The following is a 22,461-nucleotide window of genomic DNA, read 5'->3' as shown; positions in this document are numbered from 1 at the left end:
GAGGCGGTCAAAAACTCTGTGCATATATAGTGTGTCGCGCATCAGAAGTTCGCGGTCAGGTCCATGCCCTCGTAGAGCCCTGCCACCTCTTCTTCGTAGCCGTTGAACATCAACGTCGGCTGACGCCGCGCAAACAGCCCGCCACCGATGGGGCGCTCATCGGCCTGCGACCAACGCGGATGGCTCACGTCGGGGTTTACGTTACTGTAGAAGCCGTATTCCCGCGGCGCGGCCTTGTTCCAGCTGGTGGGCGGCTGTTTGTCTGTCAGGGTGATCCGCACGACGGATTTGATCGACTTGTAGCCATATTTCCACGGCACCACCAAACGCAGCGGCGCGCCGTTCTGGTTCGGGATGTCTTTACCATAGATGCCGGTGGCCATGATTGTCAGCGGATGCATCGCCTCATCCAGACGCAGCCCTTCGACATAGGGCCAGTCGAGCACGGGGAAGCGGACGCCGGGCATTTCCTCAGGCCGGTAGGCGGTCTCGAACGCGACGTATTTCGCACCGGATTGCACCCCGGCCATATTCAGCAGATCGGCCAACTCGAACCCGTTCCACGGCACCACCATCGACCAAGCTTCGACGCAGCGCAGGCGGTAGATGCGCTCTTCGACGGTCATGGCCTTCATGATGTCCTCAAAAGCGTAATCGCCTGGCTTATCGACCATCCCTTCGATGGCCACTGTCCACGGCTTGGTCGTCAGGCTCCCTGCGTATTTCGCGGGGTCACCCTTGCCGGTGCCGAATTCGTAGTAATTGTTGTATTGGGTGATGTCCTCATAGTCATTCGGGGTCAGCTCCTCTTGGGCCATAGCCCCCTGCCCCAAGCTGGCAAGACCAAGCCCCGCCATCGCGCCTCCCATGATCTGACGCCGGTTAAAGTACTGCGCCTCGTCAGTCACGTCTCGGTCTGTCAGTCGATTGATCCAGCGATTGGCCATTTCAGCACTCCCTACTATACTCAATAGAAGTTAGCGCCCGCCGCGGGTGGCACCAAATCCTTTCGTCCGGATTTCAGCCAGCACACCGGAATGTTAGGCGCCGTTATTAAAGGAGTGCCGCCATGATCCGTTTTCTTTTTGCCGCCGGTCTGATGCTAGCCAGCGCCGCGCAGGCGGATGAGATGGTCACCTATACCACGGATCAGAGCTTCGGCGATGTGACCTTTGGGGTGGAGAATGCGATCTTGAACCAAGGGCTGATCCCCGAAAACGTCAGCCATGTGGGTGAGATGCTCGGCCGCACCCGCGCGGATGTCGGCTCTGACGTAGTGCTGTTTGAGGCGGCGGAGGTGTTCAGCTTTTGCTCGGCCGCGCTGTCGCGCAAGGTGATGGAAGCGGATGTGATGAACATCGGCTTTTGCCCCTACGACATTTTCGTGATGCAACTGCCCGAGAGTGACGAGGTGACCGTCGGCTACCGCGCCTTCCCCGAGGGTGCGATGCAAGAGGTGCAAACCCTGCTAGATACCATCGTGAAGGAAGCGATTGGCGAATAATGGGCGCCTTTCGCGGGTCTTAGTCCAAGCAAAAAGGCCGGGAAAACCCCGGCCTTTCTTAACGTCTTGGGCGTTTAATGCACCGTGGCATCATCCGGTTTGGGCCGGTTCGACGCGGCCACCTGATCGCCAATGATCAACCCATCGGCCCCGGCACGGACGGTGACGGTATCGCCGTCTTTCACGTCTCCGGCCAGCAGCATCTCTGCCAGCGGATCCTGCACGGTGCGCTGGATCACCCGCTTGAGGGGCCGCGCCCCAAAGACCGGATCATAGCCTTCGTCAGCCAACCACTTGCGCGCGGCGTCATCCAGATCAAGCGTGATCTTCCGCCCCGCAAGCCGCTTGAGCAGGCGTGCCATCTGGATATCGACGATCCCGTCCATATCCGCACGGCCCAGACGGTCAAAGATGATCGTCTCGTCCAGACGGTTCAGGAACTCAGGCCGGAAATGCGCCCGGACCGCGTCCATCACGTCGCGCTTGGCCCCGGCCATGTCACCCCCCTCGGGCAGTTGGCTCAGCGCCTGCGCCCCGAGGTTTGAGGTCAGGATGATCAGCGTCTGCTTGAAGTCGACCGTGCGGCCCTGACCATCGGTCAGCACACCATCGTCGAGCACCTGCAACAGCACGTTAAAGACATCCGGATGCGCCTTTTCGACCTCGTCAAAGAGCACGACCTGATAAGGGCGCCGCCGCACCGCTTCGGTCAGCACACCGCCCTCGTCATAGCCGACGTAGCCCGGAGGGGCACCGATCAGACGGGCTACCGAATGTTTCTCCATAAACTCGGACATGTCGATGCGAACCATCGCATTGTCGTCGTCAAAGAGAAACTCGGCCACGGCCTTGGTCAATTCGGTCTTGCCCACGCCAGTCGGCCCGAGGAAGAGGAAACTGCCCAACGGGCGGTTCTCATCATTCAGCCCCGCCCGCGCGCGGCGAACGGCATTAGCGACCGCTTTGACAGCCGCGCTCTGACCGATCACCCGATCATGCAACTGCTCTTCCATCCGCAACAACTTGTCCCGCTCCCCTTCGAGCATCTTGCCCGCGGGGATACCGGTCCAACGCTCGACGACGCTGGCGATCTGATCCGGGCGCACGGCCTCTTCGACCATCATGTCGTCTTCGCGGCCCTCGGCGGCCTCAAGGTCGCGCTCCAATTGCGGGATCACGCCATAAGATAGCTCGCCCGCGCGCGCGAGGTTGCCTTCGCGTTTGGCAATGTCGAGGTCCGCCCGCGCATGGTCCAGCTTTTCTTTGATGTCACGCGCCCCGGCCAGCTTGTCCCGCTCGGCCTGCCACTGCGCTGTCATCTCGGCGCTGCGGTCTTGCAAATCGCTCAGGTCTTTCTGCAAAGCCTCCAGCCGATCCTTGGACGCGGTATCGTCTTCTTTCTTCAGCGCTTCGGCCTCGATCTGAAGTTGCAGGATCTGACGGTCCAGCGCGTCCAGCTCTTCGGGCTTGCTGTCGACTTCCATACGCAGACGGCTCGCGGCCTCGTCCATCAGGTCGATCGCCTTGTCGGGCAGGAAACGGTCGGTGATGTAGCGATGGCTCAGCGTCGCCGCCGCGACCAGTGCAGTGTCGGAAATGCGCACACCGTGGTGCAACTCATACTTCTCTTTGATGCCACGCAGGATCGAAACGGTGTCCTCCACCGTCGGCTCCTGCACGATTACTGGCTGGAACCGCCGCGCAAGTGCTGCGTCTTTTTCGACATATTTGCGGTATTCTTCGAGCGTGGTGGCACCCACACAGTGCAACTCACCCCGCGCCAGTGCAGGTTTCAGCAGGTTCGACGCATCCATCGCGCCGTCGGCCTTACCGGCACCGACCAGCGTGTGCATCTCGTCGATGAACAAGATCACCTCGCCCGCGGCTTCGGTCACCTCGGTCAGAACCGCCTTCAGCCGCTCCTCAAACTCGCCACGGTATTTCGCCCCGGCGATCAGCGCGCCCATGTCGAGCGCGAGCAGGCGTTTGTTGCGCAGAGATTCAGGCACGTCACCGTGCACGATCCGCAGCGCCAAGCCTTCGGCAATCGCAGTCTTACCCACACCCGGCTCACCGATCAGCACCGGGTTGTTCTTGGTCCGGCGGCTCAGCACCTGCATCGCGCGGCGGATTTCCTCATCCCGGCCAATGATAGGGTCGATCTTGCCTTCTTCGGCCCGCGCGGTCAGGTCGAGGCTGTATTTCTCCAAAGCCTCATAGCTGTCTTCGGCGGTGGCGCTGTCGGCCTTGCGTCCCTTGCGCACATCATTGATCGCGGCGTTCAGGGCTTGGGCCGTTACTTTGCCCGCTTCCAACGCCGTCTTCGCGCCAGACTTCACCATGCAAAGCGCGGTCAGAATGCGTTCGACAGTAACGAAACTATCGCCCGCTTTCTTGGCCATGGTTTCGGCCTCAGCCAATACTTTGGCGGTGGTGCCGTCTAAATAGACCTGCCCCGCATCGCCGGTGACTTTCGGGATTTTGCCAAGTGCGAGGTCAAGCGCCTGCATCACGCGCGCACCATCGCCGCCCGAGGCCGCGATCAGGTTGCGCGCCAGCCCTTGGTCGTCGTCCAGCAATGCTTTGAGTACATGTTCAGGGGACAGCCGCTGATGGCTTTCCCGTGTCGCAATGGTTTGCGCGGCTTGAATAAAGCCGCGCGATCTTTCCGTGAACTTGCTCAAGTCCATGGGTCTCTCCTTTTCTACAAGCGCTCCAAAATGCTGCGCCCGATATGTGGCACGCAGCGGTCTGAGCCTCGGTATCAATTTGGGAAGCGGTGCTGCGGGTTCAAGACCGTATGGGCGCAAAATACCGCCCTGAAAGAAGCTGCCAATAGGAAGAATTCAGCCAATAAGGCGAAAATACGGCAACTTTGCGTCAAAAAATACCATCCTATGCCATTGATATAAATACATTGTTAACCTTTATCCACAGAAAGTGTAACCATAATGAAACCATTTGGCTGCCTCTCGCGTTTATTCCGCAGACGAGAGCAGGACGACAAAGCCTGCCAAGGTTCAGAAGAACACAAGAGGTGAAACGATGCAGACGCGCCCTATCCAGTTGACAGATGTCACCTACAATGCGGCCACTCAGTGTTTCGAAGCGCTGGTGACCGTCCAAGACGGGGAGCAGCTGCGCCGCTACGCTTGTGCCATCGATGCCCCGATTACCATGTCATACCGCGATGCCGCTGACGGCCTGTCCCGTCAAGCGCTCCGCCGCCACGCCCAGAAGCGTGGTTTGAGTTCCGAAGTCCTGCGCCACGTCCCCGCTCAGCGGGCTGGACGCCGCAGCTTCGATCCGCTGCGTTGGTTGGAAGAGGTCATGGACCTCCCCGGCCGCGACGCAGCCTAACCCTCTTCCGTGCGGCTCCTGCCTGCCGCGCGGCTGCCCGCGGACCTGCTGCCACCTCATCTGTCCCGATGTGGCGTTCCGCATACCAGAGACCAGTGCCTGCCTGCTAAGTCTCTGATCACTTGGCCCGGACCCCGCAATGCGGTGTTCGGGCCTCTTTTTTGCGCCCCTGCTGCATGAATGATGGACTTGCCCCGCGCCGCGGCGTAGGTCAAAGCCGTTTGAAAATTGGCAGGAGCCCTCGCATGTCTGATGACCGTCTGATTGTCGCCCTTGATGTTCCCCATGCGGTCGCGGGGCTGGAACTGGCCGAAAAGCTCGGCGATGCCGTGGGCTTTTACAAAATTGGCCTCGGCATGCTGACGGGCGGCGGCTTGGCCTTGGCCTTGGCCAATGAACTGAAACAGGAACATGGCAAGCGCATCTTCCTTGATATGAAGCTTTTCGACATCGGTGCCACCGTTGAGGCGGCGGTGCGCGGGTTGGCCCAGTTCGATTTGGATTTCTTGACCGTCCACGGCGACCCGCATGTGGTGGCGGCGGCCAAGCAAGGGGCCGCCGGCACCGACATGAAGATCCTCGCCGTCACGATCCTCACCTCGCTTGACCGCGCCGACCTTGACGCCGCGCTGATCCAACCGGGCGATCTGGGCGATCTGGTGCTGACCCGTGCGGGCCGCGCGTTGGACGCAGGCGCGGATGGCGTCATCGCCTCCCCTCAAGAGGCCGCCGCGATCCGCGCCCTCCCCGAAGCGAACGGCAAGCTTATCGTCACGCCGGGCGTGCGCCCCCAAGGTGCCGCATTGGGCGATCAGAAACGGGTCGCCACCCCCGGTCAGGCCATCGCGGATGGCGCCGATCACATCGTGGTGGGCCGCCCGATCTGGCAGGCCGAAGACCCCGCTGCCGCTGCCCGCGCCGTTCTTCAGGAAATTTCTGAACGTTAACAAGTGCCTCCCTCCGCCCTGTAGCAAATCGACCACAGCGCGCCGGGATGCGCCGCGGGGGCGGCCATCAATGCTAGGCGAAAACCGCGTAACATGTTATGTTGAACTCAGGTGATACTCCCCGACGAACTGGTTCTTCCTGATGTTCGTCACCTCCCCCCGCTCACGCAGGCGGGGGGCCTTTATTTCCCCCTTTCGTGTTGCTGTTTTTCTGTCGCGCTTTGCGCCAGATAGACCCGCAAGCGGTCCTGAAATGCGGGCACCGCGCGGGGATGGGTCAGAAACTCATCCTGCGTCATCAAACGCCAGCGCTGCCCCTCGTCGCCAAAGACGACCTGGGCCTCTGCCTCGGCGGGCAAGCGTGCAACGAAGAACCATTTGATCCGCCCCGCCTCATCAAAGCTGCCTTGCCAGATCACCGCGTCTTCGGGCACCACGATCCCCAACTCTTCGCGGCATTCGCGCAGCGCGCAGGCCAGCGGGGTCTCTTCCCCCTCGCGGCCCCCACCGGGCAAATCCCAATGATCTGCAAAGGGCAGGCCCGGCGTGTCGTCGCGCAGGATCACGGCCAGCTTCTCTCCAAGGTAAAGCGCCAGCTTTGCGCCATCAAAGCCCATGTTAAATCCCTCGCGATCTGGTTAGAATCGTCGCCCGAACCCTGCCCTCCCGGTGTACTCATGGCTACCCTCTGTCGCGACTGTCTTTCTGAAATCGCTCCGGCGCGGCGCTGTCCGCGCTGTGGCAGCCCGCGTGTGCTGTCCCACCCGGAACTCTTCGACCTGTCAATCGCCCATATGGATTGCGATGCCTTCTATGCCTCGGTGGAAAAACGCGACAATCCCGAACTGGCTGGCAAACCCGTCATCATCGGCGGCGGGCGGCGCGGGGTCGTGTCGACCGCCTGCTATGTCGCGCGGATCCGCGGCGTGCGCTCGGCCATGCCGATGTTTCAGGCGCTCAAGCTGTGCCCCGAGGCGGTGATCATCAAGCCACGCATGGAGGTCTATGTCGAAGCCTCCCGCGCGATTCGCGCGATGATGGAAGAGATGACCCCCGCGATTGAGCCCTTGTCGCTGGACGAAGCATTTCTCGATATGACCGGCACCGCGCGGCTGCACGGCCAGCCCCCGGCGGTGATGCTGGCACGGCTGGTGCGGCGGATGAAGGTAGAACTGGGGCTGACAGGTTCTATCGGGCTGAGCCATAACAAGTTTCTGGCCAAGGTCGCCTCGGACCTCGACAAGCCGCATGGGTTCTCTGTCATCGGCGCGGGCGAAACGGCGGCGTTTTTGCGCGACAAACCGGTGGGCATGATCTGGGGCGTCGGGGCCGCCACGCAGACCGCGCTGGAAAAGGCCGGCATCCGCAGTTTTTCCGATCTGTTGCGGTGGGACCAGACCGATCTCATCGCCCGCTTTGGCAGCATGGGCGACCGGCTCTGGCATCTCGCGCGCGGCCAAGACAAACGGCGCGTGTCGCGGCACCGTCCGGTGAAGTCGATCAGCAACGAGACGACATTCTCTGACGATACGGGCGATGCGGAGATTCTGGACGGCCATATCTGGCGTTTGGCGGAAAAGGTGGCGGACCGCGCCAAGGCGAAAGAGATGGCAGGCCGGGTGGTGACGCTTAAACTGAAACGCGCCGATCACTCTTTGCTATCACGCCGCCTGTCGCTGCACGATCCGACGCAACTGGCCGACCGCATTTATCGCACCGCCCGCGCCCTGTTCGATCAGGTCGACCACAATAGCGCCTATCGGCTGATCGGCGTGGGGCTATCGGATCTCTCGGGCGCAGAGGGGGCGGATATGGCCGGCGATCTACTTGATCCCGGAGCCGCACAGCGCAGCCGCGCCGAACGCGCAGCCGACAGCATCCGCAGCCGCTTCGGCGAGAAAGCAATCGTGAAAGGCCGCGCCCTGCGCTGACCTACTCCGCAGCGAGGGGAAGCCGCTGCTGCCCGATCTGCGCCACTTCGGCCACCACACGCTGCAGCGCCGCCTGCACCGCCTCGAAAGCACCGTTGGGCCGAATCAACCGCTCGTTCATATAGAGCGCCCGGTCGATCTCGACCTGCACGGCATGCTGCCCGCGCGAGGGACGGCCATAGGCTTGGGTAATATAGGCCCCGGCAAAGGGCGAATTGCGCGTCACCACGAACCCCGCCTCGACAAAGGCGGCTTCGATCCGGTCGACCACCTCGCCCCCCGCCGCCGCGCCAAAGCGGTCGCCCAACACGACATCGGGCCGCCGCATCCCGCCGCGCGCGACGCCATCCATCGCCTCATGCGGCATGGAGTGGCAATCGACCAGCACCGCCTGCCCGTGACGGCGATGCGCCCCGCTCAGCAACTCCTGCAATTTCGCGTGATAGGGCCGCCAGTAGCTGTCGATGCGCAGCTGCGCCTCCTCTTGGGAAAGCTTGCCACGATAAATCGCCCGACCATTGGCCACCACGCGGGGAATCACCCCAAGCCCCGAGGCCACGCGCGGGTTATGACCCTGCCGCGGGATCCCTTCGATGACCGATGGGTCCAACTCCTCGGGCGCGCGGTTGAGGTCGATATAGGCCCGCGGCGCACCTGCTTTGATGAAAGTGGCCCCATGCAGCGGCGCGCAATCGAACAACAGATCAACAAATGCATCCTCGGACGAGCGGATCGCATGTTCATCCAAAACCGACCGCCGCAGGAAAGACGCAGCATAATCCCGACCCGAATGGGGCGAGGCAAAGACCACGCAAGAGCGGTTTCGGTCGGGATGCAGTACTTCGTAGGCGGTCATCGGCATAATAATTCCTTCTAAGTCGAACATAGCGTGTTTATTCCGCTCCAAAAGCCCTTGATCCCGTCGCCGACTCCTTTTATAGCACCCCAACGGCGCGAAATTTCGCGCCCCATTTAGTTTTGGGGCCGGTATGGAAACGCTTAAAAGTGGGTGATTAGCTCAGCGGTAGAGCACTTCGTTGACATCGAAGGGGTCACTGGTTCGATCCCAGTATCGCCCACCATTATTCATCGACCTGCCTTTGGCAGGTTGCCCGCAACCCAGGCGCTGGCCCGCGCCACGACATGAGGAGACGACCATGAAGGTTCGCAATTCGCTCCGCTCGCTCAAGAATCGGCATCGCGATTGCCGTGTTGTGCGTCGCAAAGGCCGCGTTTACGTCATCAACAAGACGCAGCGCCGGTTCAAAGCCCGTCAGGGCTGAGCTTCGCAGCTATTCGGTTTAAAGGCCGCTCCTTCGGGGGCGGCTTTTTTCGTTGCGCCTATCTGCTTGCAACCCCGGCGCAAAACCCCACCTTCAAAGCAGACTTGAATAACAAGGAAGACCATCATGTCGGACACGCCCGAATATACGCCGCCAAAGGTTTGGAAATGGGAATCAGAAAGCGGCGGCAAATTCGCCAGCACCAACCGGCCCATCGCCGGTGCGACCCATGACAAGGACCTGCCCGTCGGCGACCATCCCTTCCAACTTTATTCCCTTGCCACACCCAATGGCGTCAAAGTCACGGTGATGTTCGAAGAACTGCTAGAGGCGGGCCATAAGGCGGCTGAATACGACGCTTGGCTGGTTGATATTTCCGAGGGCGATCAGTTCGGTTCGGGCTTTGTCGAGGTGAACCCCAACTCTAAAATTCCCGCGCTGATGGACCGCTCTGGCGATGCGCCCCAGCGGGTTTTCGAATCGGGCGCGATCCTGCTCTGTCTCGCTGAGAAGTTTGGCGCCTTCCTGCCCCAAGACCCCACCCGTCGGACCGAGGCGCTGTCGTGGCTCTTCTGGCAGATGGGCAGCGCGCCCTACCTTGGCGGCGGCTTTGGCCATTTCTACGCCTACGCCCCAGAGAAGTTCGAATACCCCATCAACCGTTTCGCGATGGAAACCAAGCGTCAGCTTGATGTAATGGACAAGCATTTGGCCGAGCATGAGTATTTCGCCGATGAATACTCCATCGCCGATATGGCGATCTGGAGCTGGTATGGTCAATTGGTGCTCGGGCGGCTCTACTCGGCGGCTGAGTTCCTTGACGTGACCTCTTACAAAAACGTCATGCGTTGGGCCGAAGCGATTGACGCACGCCCTGCCGTGACCCGGGGCCGTATGGTCAACCGCGCCTTCGGCGACGATCTGTCGATGCAACTGCATGAGCGGCACGACGCCAGCGATTTCGACACCAAGACCCAAGACAAGATCGGCAGCAAGGACTGACCGCTTAGCCCTCGGCCTGATGCGGTCGGGGGCTTTCCGACCAAATTTATCGGAATTGGTTGCAGGGCCGGATAAAACCTGTTTCTTACTGTTTCAGTCAAGTTATCCCAAATGGAACAGGACCCTGATATGACCTTCTGCAAAACATCGACTGCCGCCGCTGCGCTGATGGCGCTGGCCCTTCCTGCGCTGGCCGATGGCGAGTTGAATCTCTACTCGTCGCGTCACTACGACACTGACGAGCGGCTCTACTCCGACTTTACCGAAGCGACCGGCATCACCATCAACCGCATCGAAGGCAAAGCCGACGAACTGCTGGCCCGTATGGAAGCCGAAGGCGCGAACTCCCCCGCCGACGTCCTGCTGACCGTGGACACCAGCCGCCTCAAGCGCGCCAAAGACATGGACCTGCTGCAAGCGGTCGAGAGCGACACGCTCGAAGAGCGCATCCCCGGCAACCTGCAGGACGACGACAACCAGTGGTTCGGTCTGTCCCAACGCGCGCGGATCATCTTCTACAACAAAGAGACGATGGACAATCCGCCAGCGACCTACATGGATCTTGCCGATCCGGCCTACAAAGGTCAGGTCTGCATCCGGTCTTCGACCAACACCTACAACCAGACCCTGCTGGCCTCCATCGTGACCCATGAGGGCGAAGAAGCCGCGACCGAATGGGCGCAGGGCGTGGTCGACAACATGGCGCGCGCACCCCAAGGCGGTGACACTGACCAGCTGCGCGGCATCGTTTCGGGTGAGTGCGACATCGCGGTCTCCAACAGCTATTACTTCGCGCGCGCGATCCGCACTGATGTCGACGGCGTGAGCGCCGATATCGGCAAGATCGGCCTGATCTGGCCGGACCAAGAAGGCAACGGCGCGCATATGAACCTCTCGGGCGGCGGCGTGGCCAAGAACGCACCGAACAAAGAGAACGCGGTGAAATTCCTTGAGTATCTCGCCTCTGATCAGGCGCAGGTCTATTTCTCGGCGGGCAACGATGAGTTCCCCACCGTGGAAGGCGTAGAACTGGCCGACAGCGTCAAGCAGTTGGGTGAGTTCAAAGCCGACGAGGTGAACCTGTCGGACGTGGCCGAGAACATCGGCACCGCGCAGAAGATCTTCAACTCGGTTGGCTGGGAATAATTCAACCTAGCGAGTAGTGCAGAAGGCGGGCTTTCGGGCCCGCCTTTATTTATGCGCACGGCGTGCAGCAAACGCTTCGCCCGGGGGCACCTCAGGCATCGCCCTCCCCCTCATCGCGCCCGGCCCGGAATCAAGCCGCAGGCGCCGGGCCATCGCCTGCCCGTCCCGGCGGGGAGGCGATTTGGTGAGGCAGGGCAAGCCCTAGCGAACACACACCAAGATTGCACCCTAAAGTGGCACCAAGGCACGTCAGGATCGCCACCCCACGAGCAGGCGCTAGCCCTTGTGGCTTACCGCTGACGCCCCACCTGCCGACAGATCAAGATCACCGGCAGCAGCCCCATCGCCACGATCACCAAGCTCGGCACCGCCGCTCCGTTCAAGCGTTCATCACTCGCCAGCCGGTACGCCTGCACCGCCAGCGTGTCATAGTTGAAAGGCCGCATGATCAGCGTCGCAGGCAGTTCCTTCATCACGTCGACAAAGACGATCAGCAGCGCGGTCAGCAGGCTCGGCGCAAGGATCGGCAGATGCACCCGGCGCAGCGTCCCCAAGGGCGTCTGCCCCAGTGACCGCGCGGCGGCGTCCATATTCGCATGCACCATCGACTGCCCGCCCTCATAGGCCCCAAGCGCCGCAGCGAGGAAGCGCACCAGATAGGCCAGCACCAAGAGCCAAATTGAACCGGTAATCAAAAGCCCGGTGGAAACATCAAAGGTCTCGCGCATCCAAGCGTCGAGCGCGTTGTCGAAGGCCGCGAAGGGCACCAGCAGCCCCACGGCGATCACCCCGCCCGGCACCGCATAGCCCAACCGCGCGACATAAGCCGCCCCCTGCGAGACCCGGCCCGGGCGCAGCCGCCGGTAAAACCCCACACTGATCGCCGCCAGCACCGTCAGCACAGCCGCGACCCCAGCAAGCGTTACCGAGTTGCGCATGAAACCGAGGTAGCGCGGGCTGAAAAGGCTCTGCTCGCTATCAAGCCCCATGGTCACGAGGATGACCACCGGCAGCACCGCGCCAAAGAGCACCGGCACACCACAAAGTATGATCGCCGCTGCGGCTTGCCAGCCTTTCAACTCGGCTGGCGGTGCGGATTGGGTCCGGCGCGCGGGGTCGTGATACTTGGCCTTGCCGCGCTGCGCCCGCTCCAGCATCGCCAGCAACAGCGCGAAACTCAGCAGGCAAAGCGCCAGTTGCGCGGCGGCGGCCCGGTCGAACATGGAAAACCAGCTGGTGTAGATGCCGGTGGCAAAGGTCTGGACGCCGAAATAGGCCACGGTGCCGAAATCGGCGATGGTCTCCATCACCGCCAGCAACACGCCGCCCGCAATGGCAGGACGTGCCAGCGGCAAGCTGACCTTGAAAAACGCGGCCCAAGCGCTGGAGCCGAGCGCGCGGGCGGCCAGGAATGTCGTCCCGCTTTGTTGCAGAAATGCGGCGCGGGCCAGGAGGTAGACGTAAGGATAAAGCACCAACACCAGCATCGCCGCCGCCCCGCCAAGCGAGCGGATCTCGGGGAACCAGTAGTCACGCGGACCCCAGCCCGTGATGTCGCGCAGCATGGTCTGCACAATGCCGGGATGGTCGAGCACATGGGTATAGGCGTAGGCCAGCACATAGGCCGGGAAGGCCAGCGGCAGCACCAGTGCAATCTCCAACAGCTTGGCGCCGGGGAAACGTGTCATCGTCACCAGCCAAGCCGCCCCCACACCGATGGCAAAGGTGCCAAGAGATACCAGCAACACCAGCAGCAGCGTCGTCACCGTGTAGCGGCCCAGCACCGTGTCGATCAGGTGTTGCACCGTCTCCGTCCCGCCGCTCAGCGCGGCGATCAGCACCGCCAGCATCGGCAGCGCACAGAGGGTGGCGACGGTCAGGGCGACAGCCGACAGCGCGCGCAGCCCGTCGCGGGCGCGGCGCAGATGAGGCGTCTCAGAGGAGGCGGTGTTCAGCGTCATGCGCCCTATTTCGACGATTTCACTCGGAAATGCCAGAGGGCGCGACGCCGCGCCTCAATCGTAGCTGCGGGTATCTTCGATCACCAACCCGTCGCGCGGCAGGCTGCCGGGGGCAACCAGCTCGACCCGGCCCTTGAGCTTGAGTAGATCGGCGACGGATCGGGCATAAGCGTCCTTGTCCACTCCGGCGGTTTCGATCTGAACTGTCATCACATCGGCCTCGCCTTCCCGGCTGGCGATGACGCGGGCCTTTTGGATCTCCTCGTGCTGGGCGACCAGTGCCGCCACCTGCTCGGGCCGGACGAACATGCCCTTGATCTTGGTGGTCTGATCGGCGCGGCCCATCCAGCCCTTGATCCGCATGTTGGTCCGCCCACAGGGGCTTTCGCCCTCCAAAACGGCACTAAGGTCGCCGGTGGCGAAGCGAATGAGCGGGTAATCGGGGTTCAGCGTGGTGACCACCACCTCGCCAACCTCGCCAGGCGCGACCGGGATTCCGGTGCCGGGAGTGACGATCTCGACGATGACCTGCTCGTCGACGATCAGCCCCTCCATCGCCGGGCTTTCATAGGCGATATTGCCCAGATCGGCGGTGGCATAGGATTGCAAACAGGTGATACCGCGCTCTTGATAGAAGGCCCGCAGGCTGGGGAAAAGCGCGCCGCCGCCGACTGCCGCCTTGGTGATTTTCAGCTCAACCCCCATGGCATCGGCCTTTTCCAAGATCACCTTGAGGTAATCCGGCGTGCCCGCATAGGCGGTTGAGCCCACATCACGGGCGGCGGTGACCTGTAGCTCGGTCTGGCCAGTGCCTGCGGGCAAGACGGTCGCCCCGACCGCGCGCGCCCCGGATTCGAAGATCATGCCGGCAGGGGTCAGGTGGTAGCCAAAGCAGTTGTGCACCACATCGCCCGCGCCGATGCCCGCGGCATGCAGGAAGCGCCCCATCCGCCACCAGTCAGGATCGTTGCTGGAGGGCTCGTAAATCGGTCCGGGCGACTGGAAGACATGGCTGAACTCCGTCACCGGCTTGGTCGTGAACCCGCCGAAGGGCGGCTGCCCCGCCTGCGCCTTGCCAAGCTCAGATTTGCGCAGCACCGGGAGGTCGGCTAGGGCGGCGGCCGAGGTGATCTGTGTCGCATTCACCCCTTTGAGCGTCTCGCCATAGCCCGGCAAGCCCTGCGCGCGGGCGATCTGCTGCGGCAGCGCCTGCGCCAGATCGGCCGCCCGTTGGTCGGCGCTGCGGGTTTCCAGATCGTCGAAATGGGGCTTGGTCAGCATCCCTGTCACTTTCCTGCTATGGCATCACTGGAGAGGGCATAGGCCCGCTCTGGTCTTGTCTTGGGTCTTTCTGGTCCGGTGGGTACCGGCTTAACTCAGCCAGCGTTTGCGGCGGCGGTAGCTGCGCACGTCGCGAAAGCTTTTGCGGCCCTCGTCGGACATGCCGAGGTAGAATTCCTTCACGTCTTGGTTCTCACGTAGGTCCTTGGCGGGACCGTCCATCACCACGCGCCCCGATTCGAGGATGTAGCCGTAATGCGCAAAGCGCAGCGCGACGTTGGTGTTCTGCTCGGCCAGCAAGAAGGTCACGCCCTCTTGCTCGTTCACCGATTTCACGATCTCGAAAATCTGCTCAACCAGTTGCGGCGCAAGGCCCATCGATGGCTCGTCCAAAAGGATCGTCTCAGGCCGGGACATCAGGGCGCGGCCAATGGCGCACATCTGCTGCTCGCCGCCCGAGGTATAGCCAGCCTGCGAGCGGCGGCGCTCTTTCAGGCGGGGGAAATAGTTATAAACCATCTCAAGATCCTGCTGAATCGCGGCATTGCCATCGGTGCGGGTATAGGCACCGGTCAGCAGGTTTTCTTCGATGGTGAGGTGCTCAAAACAGTGACGGCCTTCCATGACCTGCACGACACCTTTCTTCACGGTCTCGGCAGGATCCTGATGCTGGATCGGACCGCCGCGGTATTTGATAGAGCCTTTGGTAACCTCGCCTCGCTCCGAGGCCAGCAGCCCCGAGATCGCCTTGAGCGTCGTCGTCTTGCCCGCGCCATTGCCGCCCAGCAGCGCGGTGATGCCGCCCTTGGGCACGTTCAGGCTGACGCCCTTCAGCACGAGGATGACGTGGTTGTAGATCACCTCGATATTGTTGACCTCAAGCAGGTTGTCGACTGCGACGTCATTGGTGTTGGCGGCATCCAGCATGGGAAGGACCTTTCTTGGCGCTTGGGTAGGTTCCCGGCCACCCAGAAGGGCAGCCGGGAGCGGTATCTTAGCAGTTGCCTTCGATGGCGTTTTCGTCGGCATAGGCCGAGCTATCCGCATCGATCAGCGGCTGGATCACGTCTTGATCCGACTGCATGAAGTCCGACACGAGGTTCCATTCCTTGGCTTCCGCATCCCACTGGGTCACGGCGACAAAGCCCTCACCACCGTGGTTTTCACAGGAGACCGAGAACTCAGGCCCGAAGTCCGGCAAGCCAAGCGCCGCCATCTTCTCTTCGGTGATCTCAAGCTGCTCCATCCCGTCGCGCATCTGGCCGCCGGAGATGTCGCTCACACCGTGGATTTCCTGCGCCGTACGGGCCGCTTCAGACACCAGCATGGCGGCATAGACGCCACGGTTATAAAGCACCGAACCAACCTGATCGCCTGCGCCGGCAGCTTTGCCCGCATCGACGACGTACTTCTGCAGATCGTCATAAAGCGGATAGTCGGAGCCCACGTTGTGGAAGGTCAGCGCCTTGTAGCCATCGGCCTTGGCACCCGCCGCCAGAACGTCGTTTTCCGAACCGGACCACCAGATCCCAATGAACTTATCCATCGGGAAGCGGATGTTGGCGGCTTCTTGAACCGCAACTTGGTTCATCACGCCCCAGCCATACATGATCACATAGTCAGGCTTGTCGCGGCGGATTTGCAGCCACTGCGATTTCTGCTCCTGACCGGGGTGATCGACGGGCACTTCTTTCAGCTCGAAACCATGCTTCTCGCTCAGCTCTTGCAGCGTGCGGATCGGCTCCTTGCCATAGGCGGAGTTGTGGTACACGAGCGCGATCTTCTTGCCCTCAAGGCTGCCGCCTTCCTGCTCCATGATGTGCTTGATCGCAACAGACGCGCCATCCCAGTAGTTCGCAGGGAAGTTAAAGACGTGGCTGAAAGTGTTGCCGTTCTTGGCCGAGGTACGGCCCAGACCCGATGTCAGCATCGGGATGTCGTCTGCGGTGACTTTGGGGATCAGCTGGTAGGTGATGCCGGTCGAGAGCGGCTGATACACCAGCGCGCCTTCGCCCTTGGTCGACTCGTAGCACTCAACGCCTTTTTCGGTGTTATAGGCGGTCTCGCACTCTGGCACACGGATGGTTTCGCCACCGATGCCGCCGTCACGCTCGTTCAGCAACGTGAAGTAATCGGCGTAACCGTCGGCGAAGGGGATGCCGCCCGCCGCGTAGGGCCCGGTACGATAGCTCAGCGATGGAAAGACAAGGTCCGCCATCACGGGGCTTGCGGCCATCAGGCCAGCTACGGCCAGTGTTCCCAGTTTATATTTCATCGGTGTTTCCTCCCTTGGATTGTCCGACTTGGGTGTTTGGGCCGGGTTTCCTCCCTCCGGCCTCGCTTTTCATGGCCGTCCCTTAGTGCGGGAAGGGCCACAATCTCAGTTTTTCCTTGGCCACGCGCCACAGCTGCGCCAGCCCGTGCGGCTCTGCGATCAGGAAGATCACGATCAGCCCGCCGACAATCACCAGCTGCAAATGCGCCACGATATCCGTGGGCCAGCCCAGCCAGTCGACGCCGACGATCTTCAGAAGCACCGGCAGCAGCACAAGGAATGCGGCCCCCGCAAAGCTGCCAAAGATGCTGCCCAATCCTCCGATGATGATCATAAAGAGCACAAGGAACGATTTGGTGATGCCGAAGGCTTCGCCCACTTCGACCGCGCCGAGATAGATCGAAAAGAACAACGCGCCGGAGATGCCGATGAAGAAAGAGCTCACCGCAAAGGCCGTCAGTTTCGCCCGCAGCGGGTTCACCCCGATGATCTCGGCCGCGATGTCCATGTCGCGGATCGCCATCCATTTACGTCCCACCGAGCCGCGCGTCAGGTTGCGCGCCACCAGTGCCGAAAAGACCGTGAAGATCAGGCAGAACATATAGGTGGCCCAGGCTTCGGCGCTCGGTCCGGTGATCAGGATGCCAAAAGTGTCCCGCTCAGGTGCGCTGATCTGGCCGGAGGCCGAGTAGTTGTAGAACCACGGCACCCGGTTAAACAGCCACACAAGGAAGAACTGCGCCGCAAGTGTCGCCACGGCAAGGTAGAACCCCTTAATCCGCAGGCTTGGCAGGCCGAAGAGCGCCCCAACGGCGGCGGTGATCAACCCGGCGAGCAGGATATGGATGAACATGCTCACATCTGGCATCGCCGTCATCAGTTTGTAGGAGGCGTAAGCGCCCACCGCCATGAAGCCCCCGGTGCCAAGGCTCACCTGCCCGCAATAGCCGACAAGGATGTTCAGCCCGATCGCCGCGATGGCGTAGATCAAGAAGGGCAGGAACAGCGAGTTTACCCAGTAGTCATTGACCATGAAGGGAATGACGAAGATCGCGACGAACAGCACCACATAGTAACGGTAGCGGTCGAATTTGATCGGAAAGGTCTGTTGGTCTTCGGCGTAAGTCGTGCTGAAATCGCCTGCTTCACGATAGAACATTAGACTGATTTCCCTTCTGCGATCATTGTGTCGTTGGATGCACAGTGGCGCATCATGCCTGTATCAAACCCGTTCAATGATCTTCTCCCCAAACAGGCCCTGCGGGCGGAAGACGAGGAAGACGAGCGCCAGCATATAGGCGAACCAGTTCTCGGTCGCGCCGCCAAGGAAGGGGGCACCGATCAGGAACTCGAACAGCTTCTCACCCACACCGATGATCAGCCCGCCGACAATCGCGCCGGGGATCGAGGTGAAGCCGCCCAGCATCAGCACCGGCAGCGCCTTGAGCGCGATCAGCGACAGCGAGAACTGCACGCCCGACTTGGCGCCCCACATGATGCCCGCCACCAGCGCCACAAAACCCGCCAGCGACCAGACCAAGATCCAGATGAAGTTGAGCGAAACCCCCACCGACAACGCGGCCTAATGGTCGTCCGCCACAGCGCGCATGGCGCGGCCCTGTTTGGTGTATTGTGCGAACATCACCAGCCCGATCACAAGGATCGCCGCGACGATGGAGGCCACGATATCGAGGTTGTCGATAAAGAAGCCGTAGCCGGTGGCCTCAAAGGTGAATTCGTCGATCCAGACGTTGATGCCCTGCGGCAGACCGACATCGAGCGTCTTGATCTCGGATCCCCACATCAGGTCACCCACGCCTTCGAGGAAATAGGCCAGGCCGATGGTCGCCATGAACAGAATGATCGGCTCTTGCCCCACAAGGTAGCGGAACACGAAACGCTGCACGCAATAGGCCAGCACGATCATCACGATCATCGTTAACACAATGGCAAGGAAGGCAGGCACATGCCAACCAAAGTGATGCACTTCGGTGCCCAAGATCGCGTTGATCAGATGGCTAAAGGGCACCTGCCCGTCCATGATCCCGACCAGTGTCAGCGCGGCAAAAAGCGCCATAACACCTTGGGCATAATTGAAAATACCCGAAGCCTTGTAGATCAGCACGAAGCCAAGCGCGACGAGCGCATAAAGCACCCCGGCCATCAGCCCGTTGAGAAAAACCTCAATTGTAAACGCCAGTTGCTCAGGCATCATTGGCCCTCCCCAAAGTCAGAACGGCTGTGTCGTTGCGGGTGGTCGTGCAAAGATCACTCATGTGCCACCCCCAGATAGGCGTCGATCACCTCTTGATTGTTGCGCACGTCATGGGGCGAGCCGTCACCGATCTTGCGACCGTAGTCCATCACCACGACGCGGTCGCTAAGGTCCATGACCACGCCCATGTCATGCTCAATCAGCGCGATGGTGGTGCCGAATTCGTCGTTCACATCGAGGATAAAGCGGGACATGTCCTCTTTCTCTTCGACGTTCATGCCAGCCATCGGCTCATCCAGCAGCAGGATCGTTGGCTCAGCCGCCAAGGCGCGGGCCAGTTCAACGCGCTTTTTCAGACCGTAAGGCAGACGCGCGACCGGGGTTTTACGGATCGCCTGAATCTCCAGAAAGTCGATGACCTTCTCGGCGATCTCGCGGTTCTCCACTTCTTCGCGCTCGGCTTTTCCCTTCCACAGGGACTGCGCCAGCAGCCCCGATTTCATCTGGGTCAGACGGCCCGTCATCACGTTGTCGAGCACTGACATGCCCTCAAACAGCGCGATGTTCTGAAAGGTCCGTGCGATGCCCTGCTGCGCCACCTGGTAGGGTTTCATCGGCGGACGCTGCGCGCCTTTGTACCAAACCTCACCCTCCTGCGGGACGTAGAAGCCACTGATCACATTGAGCATCGAGGACTTGCCCGCCCCGTTCGGCCCAATGATCGCGCGGATTTCGCCCTCGCGGATGTCAAACGAGATGTCCTTGATCGCTTCCACACCGCCGAAACGCAGGGTGATGTTTTTCATCTCCATCACCGTGGGGCCGATTGTGCGGCCGTCGTCGGTGACATAGCTGTCAGCCTGATCTTTCACGCTGTCCCTTTCCATAGTTCCCGCCTGCCCGGCGCTGGCCCCGGCCGCGCTCATTCTGCTGCCATCTTGTGGCTGGTCGGCTGCACCGCGGCGTCGCGAATCTCGAGCGTCGCCTTGATCGAGCCTTTGCGGCCGTCCTCATAGGTCACTTCCGTCTCGGTACTGACCTGTTTGGAGCCGTCATAAAGTGCGGTGATGATATCGGCGTATTTCTCTTCGATGATCTTGCGGCGCACTTTGCGGGTGCGGGTCAATTCACCATCGTCGGCGTCCAACTCTTTGTGCAGCACGACAAAACGGTGCACCTGACATCCCGAAAGCATCTCATCCTCGGCGACCGAGCGGTTCACCTCCTCCACATGGCTTTGGATCGTGTCCATCACCTGCGGATGCCGCGCGAGTTCTTGGTAAGAGGCATAGCCGATGTTGTTGCGCTCGGCCCAGTTGCCCACCGCCGTGAGGTCGATGTTGATGAAAGCGGTGCATTCGCTGCGCTGGTTGCCAAAAACCACAGTCTCAAGGATGTTGGGGAAGAACTTGAGCTTGTTCTCCACATATTTCGGCGCAAAGAGGCGCCCATCGGCCATCTGGCCCACGTCCTTGGCGCGGTCGATGATGCGCAGGTGGCCCGAGCCTTCTTCGATAAAGCCCGCATCGCCCGTGGCGACCCAGCCCTCGGCATCTTTGGTGTCTGCGGTGCTTTCGGGGTTCTTGTAGTATTCCACAAAAACACCCGGCGAGCGGTAGAAGACCTCGCCATTGTCGGCGATTTTCAACTCAACGCCGGGGCAGGTCACACCCACGGTATCACTGCGCACCTCGCCATCGGGCTGCGCGGTGATGAACACCGTCGCCTCGGTCTGGCCGTAGAGTTGTTTGAGGTTGATGCCGAGCGAGCGGTAGAAATCAAAAATCTCAGGCCCAATCGCCTCGCCTGCCGTATAGCCAACACGCACGCGGCTGAACCCGAGCGTGTTTTTCAGCGGGCCATAGATCATCAGCTCACCAAGCGCATATTTCGCACGGTCCATGAACGAGACCTTCTTGCCGTCCAAAATCGCAGGCCCAACCTTGCGGGCATGGGCCATGAAGGTATCGAACAGCCATTTCTTGAAGCGGCTCGCGTCTTCCATACGGATCATAACGCTGGTCAGCTGCGTCTCGAACACGCGCGGCGGAGCGAAGTAATAGGTCGGCCCGATCTCGCGCAGATCGACATGCATGGTGTCGGCGCTTTCAGGGCAGTTGGTGCAGAACCCGGTCCAGAGCGCTTGGCCCACGGAGAAGATGAAATCCCCAACCCATGCCATCGGCAGATAGGCGAGGATCTCGTCCGTGCGACGCAGATTGTCGAACTCTGACGAAGATTTCGCCGTTTCAATCACGTTGCGGTTGCTCAGCACCACGCCCTTGGGCTTGCCTGTGGTGCCCGAGGTGTAAAGCATCACACCGGTCGAGTCGTAATTCAGCTTGGCCTGACGCGCCTCCAACTCGGCGATGTGCTTTTCGCGATTGGCGCGGCCCAATTCCTGCACTGCGCTGTATTGGTCAAGCTTGGAGTGGTCATATTTCCGCAGGCCCCGCGGGTCGAGATAGACCATCCGCTCAAAGTCAGGCAGCTGCGCCTGCACTTCGATGATCTTGTCGACCTGCTCCTGATCGCCCACCACGGCGATGCGCGCGCCGCAGTGGCCCATGACATAGGCCATCTCTTCGGCGTTGGCGTCTTGGTAAAGCGGGACGGGGATGGCGCCAGCCATCTGCGCCGCCATCATCGCCCAATAGAGGTATGGTCGGTTGCGCCCGATAACAGCGACGAAATCGCCCTCATCCAGTCCCAGCTCCAAAAATCCGAGCGCCAGCGCCTCAACCTCGTCGCGGGTTTGCGACCAGGTCCAGCTTTGCCAGATCCCGTATTCCTTCTCCCGGTAAGCGGGGGCGTTTGCGAATTCACTTGCGTTGCGATGCAACAGCGCCGGCACGGACTGAGGTCCGTCGGCACGCGTCAGCGGCTTGGCCAAATTGTCTTCCTCCCATGCCCGCCCTCCCCGGCGGGTTCGATCGCTTGTGCGATTCTATGATCTCACAAGTGACGTTGTCTTAGGTGTGGAGGTCAACTTTTTCCTGATCTTTTCCGAATCCTAACGAATTGTTACAGCGCGATTTAGCACCCTTCGCGGCTAGTCGATGCCGTTGGCACGCTGCACCTCGCGCACATAGGTCACGATGGATTTAACCTCGGCCTGGGTGATCCCTTCCACCGGGGGCATATTGCCGAAAGACCAGTGGTGCTGGCGTACGCCATTGGTTGCCGCGACCAGAAAGGCGCCATCGCCATGGTGGCTGGGCTCATAAATTTTATGGATCAGCGGTGGGCCGGACCCGTCGCGCCCGGCGGCATTAACCCCGTGACAGGCCGAGCATTTCGCTTCAAATGCACGTGCGCCGATCTGCGCCTGCTCGCTCAGGCTGTCCGGCAGGGTAACGGCTGCCATCGCCGCGCCGCTTGCTGTGGGGGCCGGGGCCTCTTCGGCACGCCACCACATATATCCGCCAATCGCGACCACCGCAGCCACCGCCACCATTCCAAAGTTCTTGTCCATGCCCTGCCTTTCGGGTTTCATTTGCCGCGCTTCTCCGGGCCTCCAGCGCAAGAAGGTCAAGCGCCATTTGGCCTTTCCTCT

At 61.2% G+C, this 22,461-nt stretch carries 19 protein-coding genes, 1 tRNA gene and 1 pseudogene; 8 read left to right on the top strand and 13 right to left on the bottom strand.

Annotation, left to right across the window (positions count from 1 at the left end; genetic code table 11):
• Positions 1-41: 41 nt before the first annotated feature.
• Positions 42-947, bottom strand: coding sequence for a protein-methionine-sulfoxide reductase catalytic subunit MsrP (gene msrP / locus T8A63_RS02410; RefSeq protein ID WP_322344898.1), 906 nt, complete (start codon positions 945-947; stop codon positions 42-44).
• A 122-nt stretch (positions 948-1,069) separates the two neighbouring features.
• Between msrP and T8A63_RS02405 the strand changes: the two genes are divergently transcribed.
• Entirely contained in the window at positions 1,070-1,504 is a 435-nt protein-coding gene (locus tag T8A63_RS02405) for a DUF302 domain-containing protein (protein WP_322344897.1), read from the top strand.
• 74 nt (positions 1,505-1,578) lie between these two features.
• Here T8A63_RS02405 and clpB read toward each other — a convergent pair whose 3' ends face one another.
• The gene (gene clpB, locus T8A63_RS02400; RefSeq protein WP_322344896.1) at positions 1,579-4,194 is read right to left on the bottom strand and encodes an ATP-dependent chaperone ClpB; all 2,616 of its coding nucleotides are present in this window, start codon (positions 4,192-4,194) and stop codon (positions 1,579-1,581) included.
• A gap of 355 nt (positions 4,195-4,549) precedes the next feature.
• On the opposite strand from clpB, the gene T8A63_RS02395 reads away from it, so the two are divergent.
• Positions 4,550-4,864: an orotidine 5-phosphate decarboxylase gene (locus tag T8A63_RS02395; protein ID WP_067942287.1), complete on the top strand. Its 315-nt coding sequence runs from the start codon at positions 4,550-4,552 to the stop codon at positions 4,862-4,864.
• Between the two features lie 245 nt (positions 4,865-5,109).
• Positions 5,110-5,811 (top strand): orotidine-5'-phosphate decarboxylase, encoded by a 702-nt coding sequence (gene pyrF, locus T8A63_RS02390; protein WP_322344895.1) that lies wholly within the window; start codon positions 5,110-5,112, stop codon positions 5,809-5,811.
• A 182-nt stretch (positions 5,812-5,993) separates the two neighbouring features.
• On the opposite strand, the gene T8A63_RS02385 is transcribed toward pyrF, so the two are convergent.
• Positions 5,994-6,428: an NUDIX hydrolase gene (locus T8A63_RS02385; RefSeq protein WP_322344894.1), complete on the bottom strand. Its 435-nt coding sequence runs from the start codon at positions 6,426-6,428 to the stop codon at positions 5,994-5,996.
• Positions 6,429-6,488: 60 nt separating this feature from the next.
• Here T8A63_RS02385 and T8A63_RS02380 point away from each other — a divergent pair, with 60 nt between their 5' ends.
• A complete protein-coding gene (locus tag T8A63_RS02380; protein WP_322344893.1) occupies positions 6,489-7,742 on the top strand; it encodes a DNA polymerase IV in 1,254 nt (417 codons plus the stop codon).
• Between the two features lies 1 nt (position 7,743).
• Here the strand turns inward: T8A63_RS02380 and T8A63_RS02375 are convergent, their stop codons facing one another.
• Positions 7,744-8,604, bottom strand: coding sequence for an N-formylglutamate amidohydrolase (locus tag T8A63_RS02375; RefSeq protein ID WP_322344892.1), 861 nt, complete (start codon positions 8,602-8,604; stop codon positions 7,744-7,746).
• A gap of 145 nt (positions 8,605-8,749) precedes the next feature.
• Here T8A63_RS02375 and T8A63_RS02370 point away from each other — a divergent pair.
• The 4 genes from T8A63_RS02370 to T8A63_RS02355 all read left to right on the top strand — a co-directional run bounded on the left by T8A63_RS02370 (position 8,750) and on the right by T8A63_RS02355 (position 11,173).
• Positions 8,750-8,824: transfer RNA gene (locus tag T8A63_RS02370), tRNA-Val, on the top strand.
• Positions 8,825-8,899: 75 nt separating this feature from the next.
• On the top strand, positions 8,900-9,025 hold the full coding sequence (ykgO, locus tag T8A63_RS02365) for a type B 50S ribosomal protein L36 (RefSeq protein WP_005850168.1): 126 nt from the start codon (positions 8,900-8,902) through the stop codon (positions 9,023-9,025).
• 126 nt (positions 9,026-9,151) lie between these two features.
• Positions 9,152-10,027, top strand: coding sequence for a glutathione-dependent disulfide-bond oxidoreductase (gene yghU, locus T8A63_RS02360; RefSeq protein ID WP_322344891.1), 876 nt, complete (start codon positions 9,152-9,154; stop codon positions 10,025-10,027).
• A 129-nt stretch (positions 10,028-10,156) separates the two neighbouring features.
• A complete protein-coding gene (locus T8A63_RS02355) occupies positions 10,157-11,173 on the top strand; it encodes a Fe(3+) ABC transporter substrate-binding protein (RefSeq protein WP_322344890.1) in 1,017 nt (338 codons plus the stop codon).
• Between the two features lie 290 nt (positions 11,174-11,463).
• On the opposite strand, the gene T8A63_RS02350 is transcribed toward T8A63_RS02355, so the two are convergent.
• The 9 genes and pseudogenes from T8A63_RS02350 to T8A63_RS02310 all read right to left on the bottom strand — a co-directional run bounded on the left by T8A63_RS02350 (position 11,464) and on the right by T8A63_RS02310 (position 22,401).
• On the bottom strand, positions 11,464-13,134 hold the full coding sequence (locus tag T8A63_RS02350) for an iron ABC transporter permease (RefSeq protein ID WP_322344889.1): 1,671 nt from the start codon (positions 13,132-13,134) through the stop codon (positions 11,464-11,466).
• 54 nt (positions 13,135-13,188) lie between these two features.
• A complete protein-coding gene (locus tag T8A63_RS02345) occupies positions 13,189-14,415 on the bottom strand; it encodes a phenylacetate--CoA ligase family protein (protein WP_322344888.1) in 1,227 nt (408 codons plus the stop codon).
• A 90-nt stretch (positions 14,416-14,505) separates the two neighbouring features.
• A complete protein-coding gene (locus T8A63_RS02340; RefSeq protein WP_067630052.1) occupies positions 14,506-15,342 on the bottom strand; it encodes an ABC transporter ATP-binding protein in 837 nt (278 codons plus the stop codon).
• A 67-nt stretch (positions 15,343-15,409) separates the two neighbouring features.
• Entirely contained in the window at positions 15,410-16,690 is a 1,281-nt protein-coding gene (locus T8A63_RS02335; RefSeq protein ID WP_067630058.1) for an ABC transporter substrate-binding protein, read from the bottom strand.
• Between the two features lie 82 nt (positions 16,691-16,772).
• Positions 16,773-17,849 carry a branched-chain amino acid ABC transporter permease gene (locus T8A63_RS02330; RefSeq protein ID WP_120350062.1) on the bottom strand — a complete coding sequence of 359 codons (1,077 nt, stop codon included), beginning with the start codon at positions 17,847-17,849 and terminating at the stop codon, positions 16,773-16,775.
• Positions 17,850-17,912: 63 nt separating this feature from the next.
• Positions 17,913-18,902, bottom strand: a pseudogene (locus T8A63_RS02325) (branched-chain amino acid ABC transporter permease).
• 56 nt (positions 18,903-18,958) lie between these two features.
• Positions 18,959-19,777, bottom strand: coding sequence for an ABC transporter ATP-binding protein (locus T8A63_RS02320; RefSeq protein ID WP_120352129.1), 819 nt, complete (start codon positions 19,775-19,777; stop codon positions 18,959-18,961).
• Between the two features lie 50 nt (positions 19,778-19,827).
• Positions 19,828-21,759 (bottom strand): AMP-binding protein, encoded by a 1,932-nt coding sequence (locus T8A63_RS02315; protein ID WP_300054416.1) that lies wholly within the window; start codon positions 21,757-21,759, stop codon positions 19,828-19,830.
• A gap of 198 nt (positions 21,760-21,957) precedes the next feature.
• Complete coding sequence (locus tag T8A63_RS02310; RefSeq protein WP_416153228.1) at positions 21,958-22,401, bottom strand: c-type cytochrome; 444 nt, start codon at positions 22,399-22,401, stop codon at positions 21,958-21,960.
• Between the last annotated feature and the right edge of the window lie 60 nt (positions 22,402-22,461).

The sequence above is a fragment of the Sulfitobacter sp. OXR-159 genome (assembly GCF_034377145.1).
GTDB lineage: Bacteria > Pseudomonadota > Alphaproteobacteria > Rhodobacterales > Rhodobacteraceae > Sulfitobacter.
This window is presented reverse-complemented; position numbering and strand designations above follow the sequence as displayed.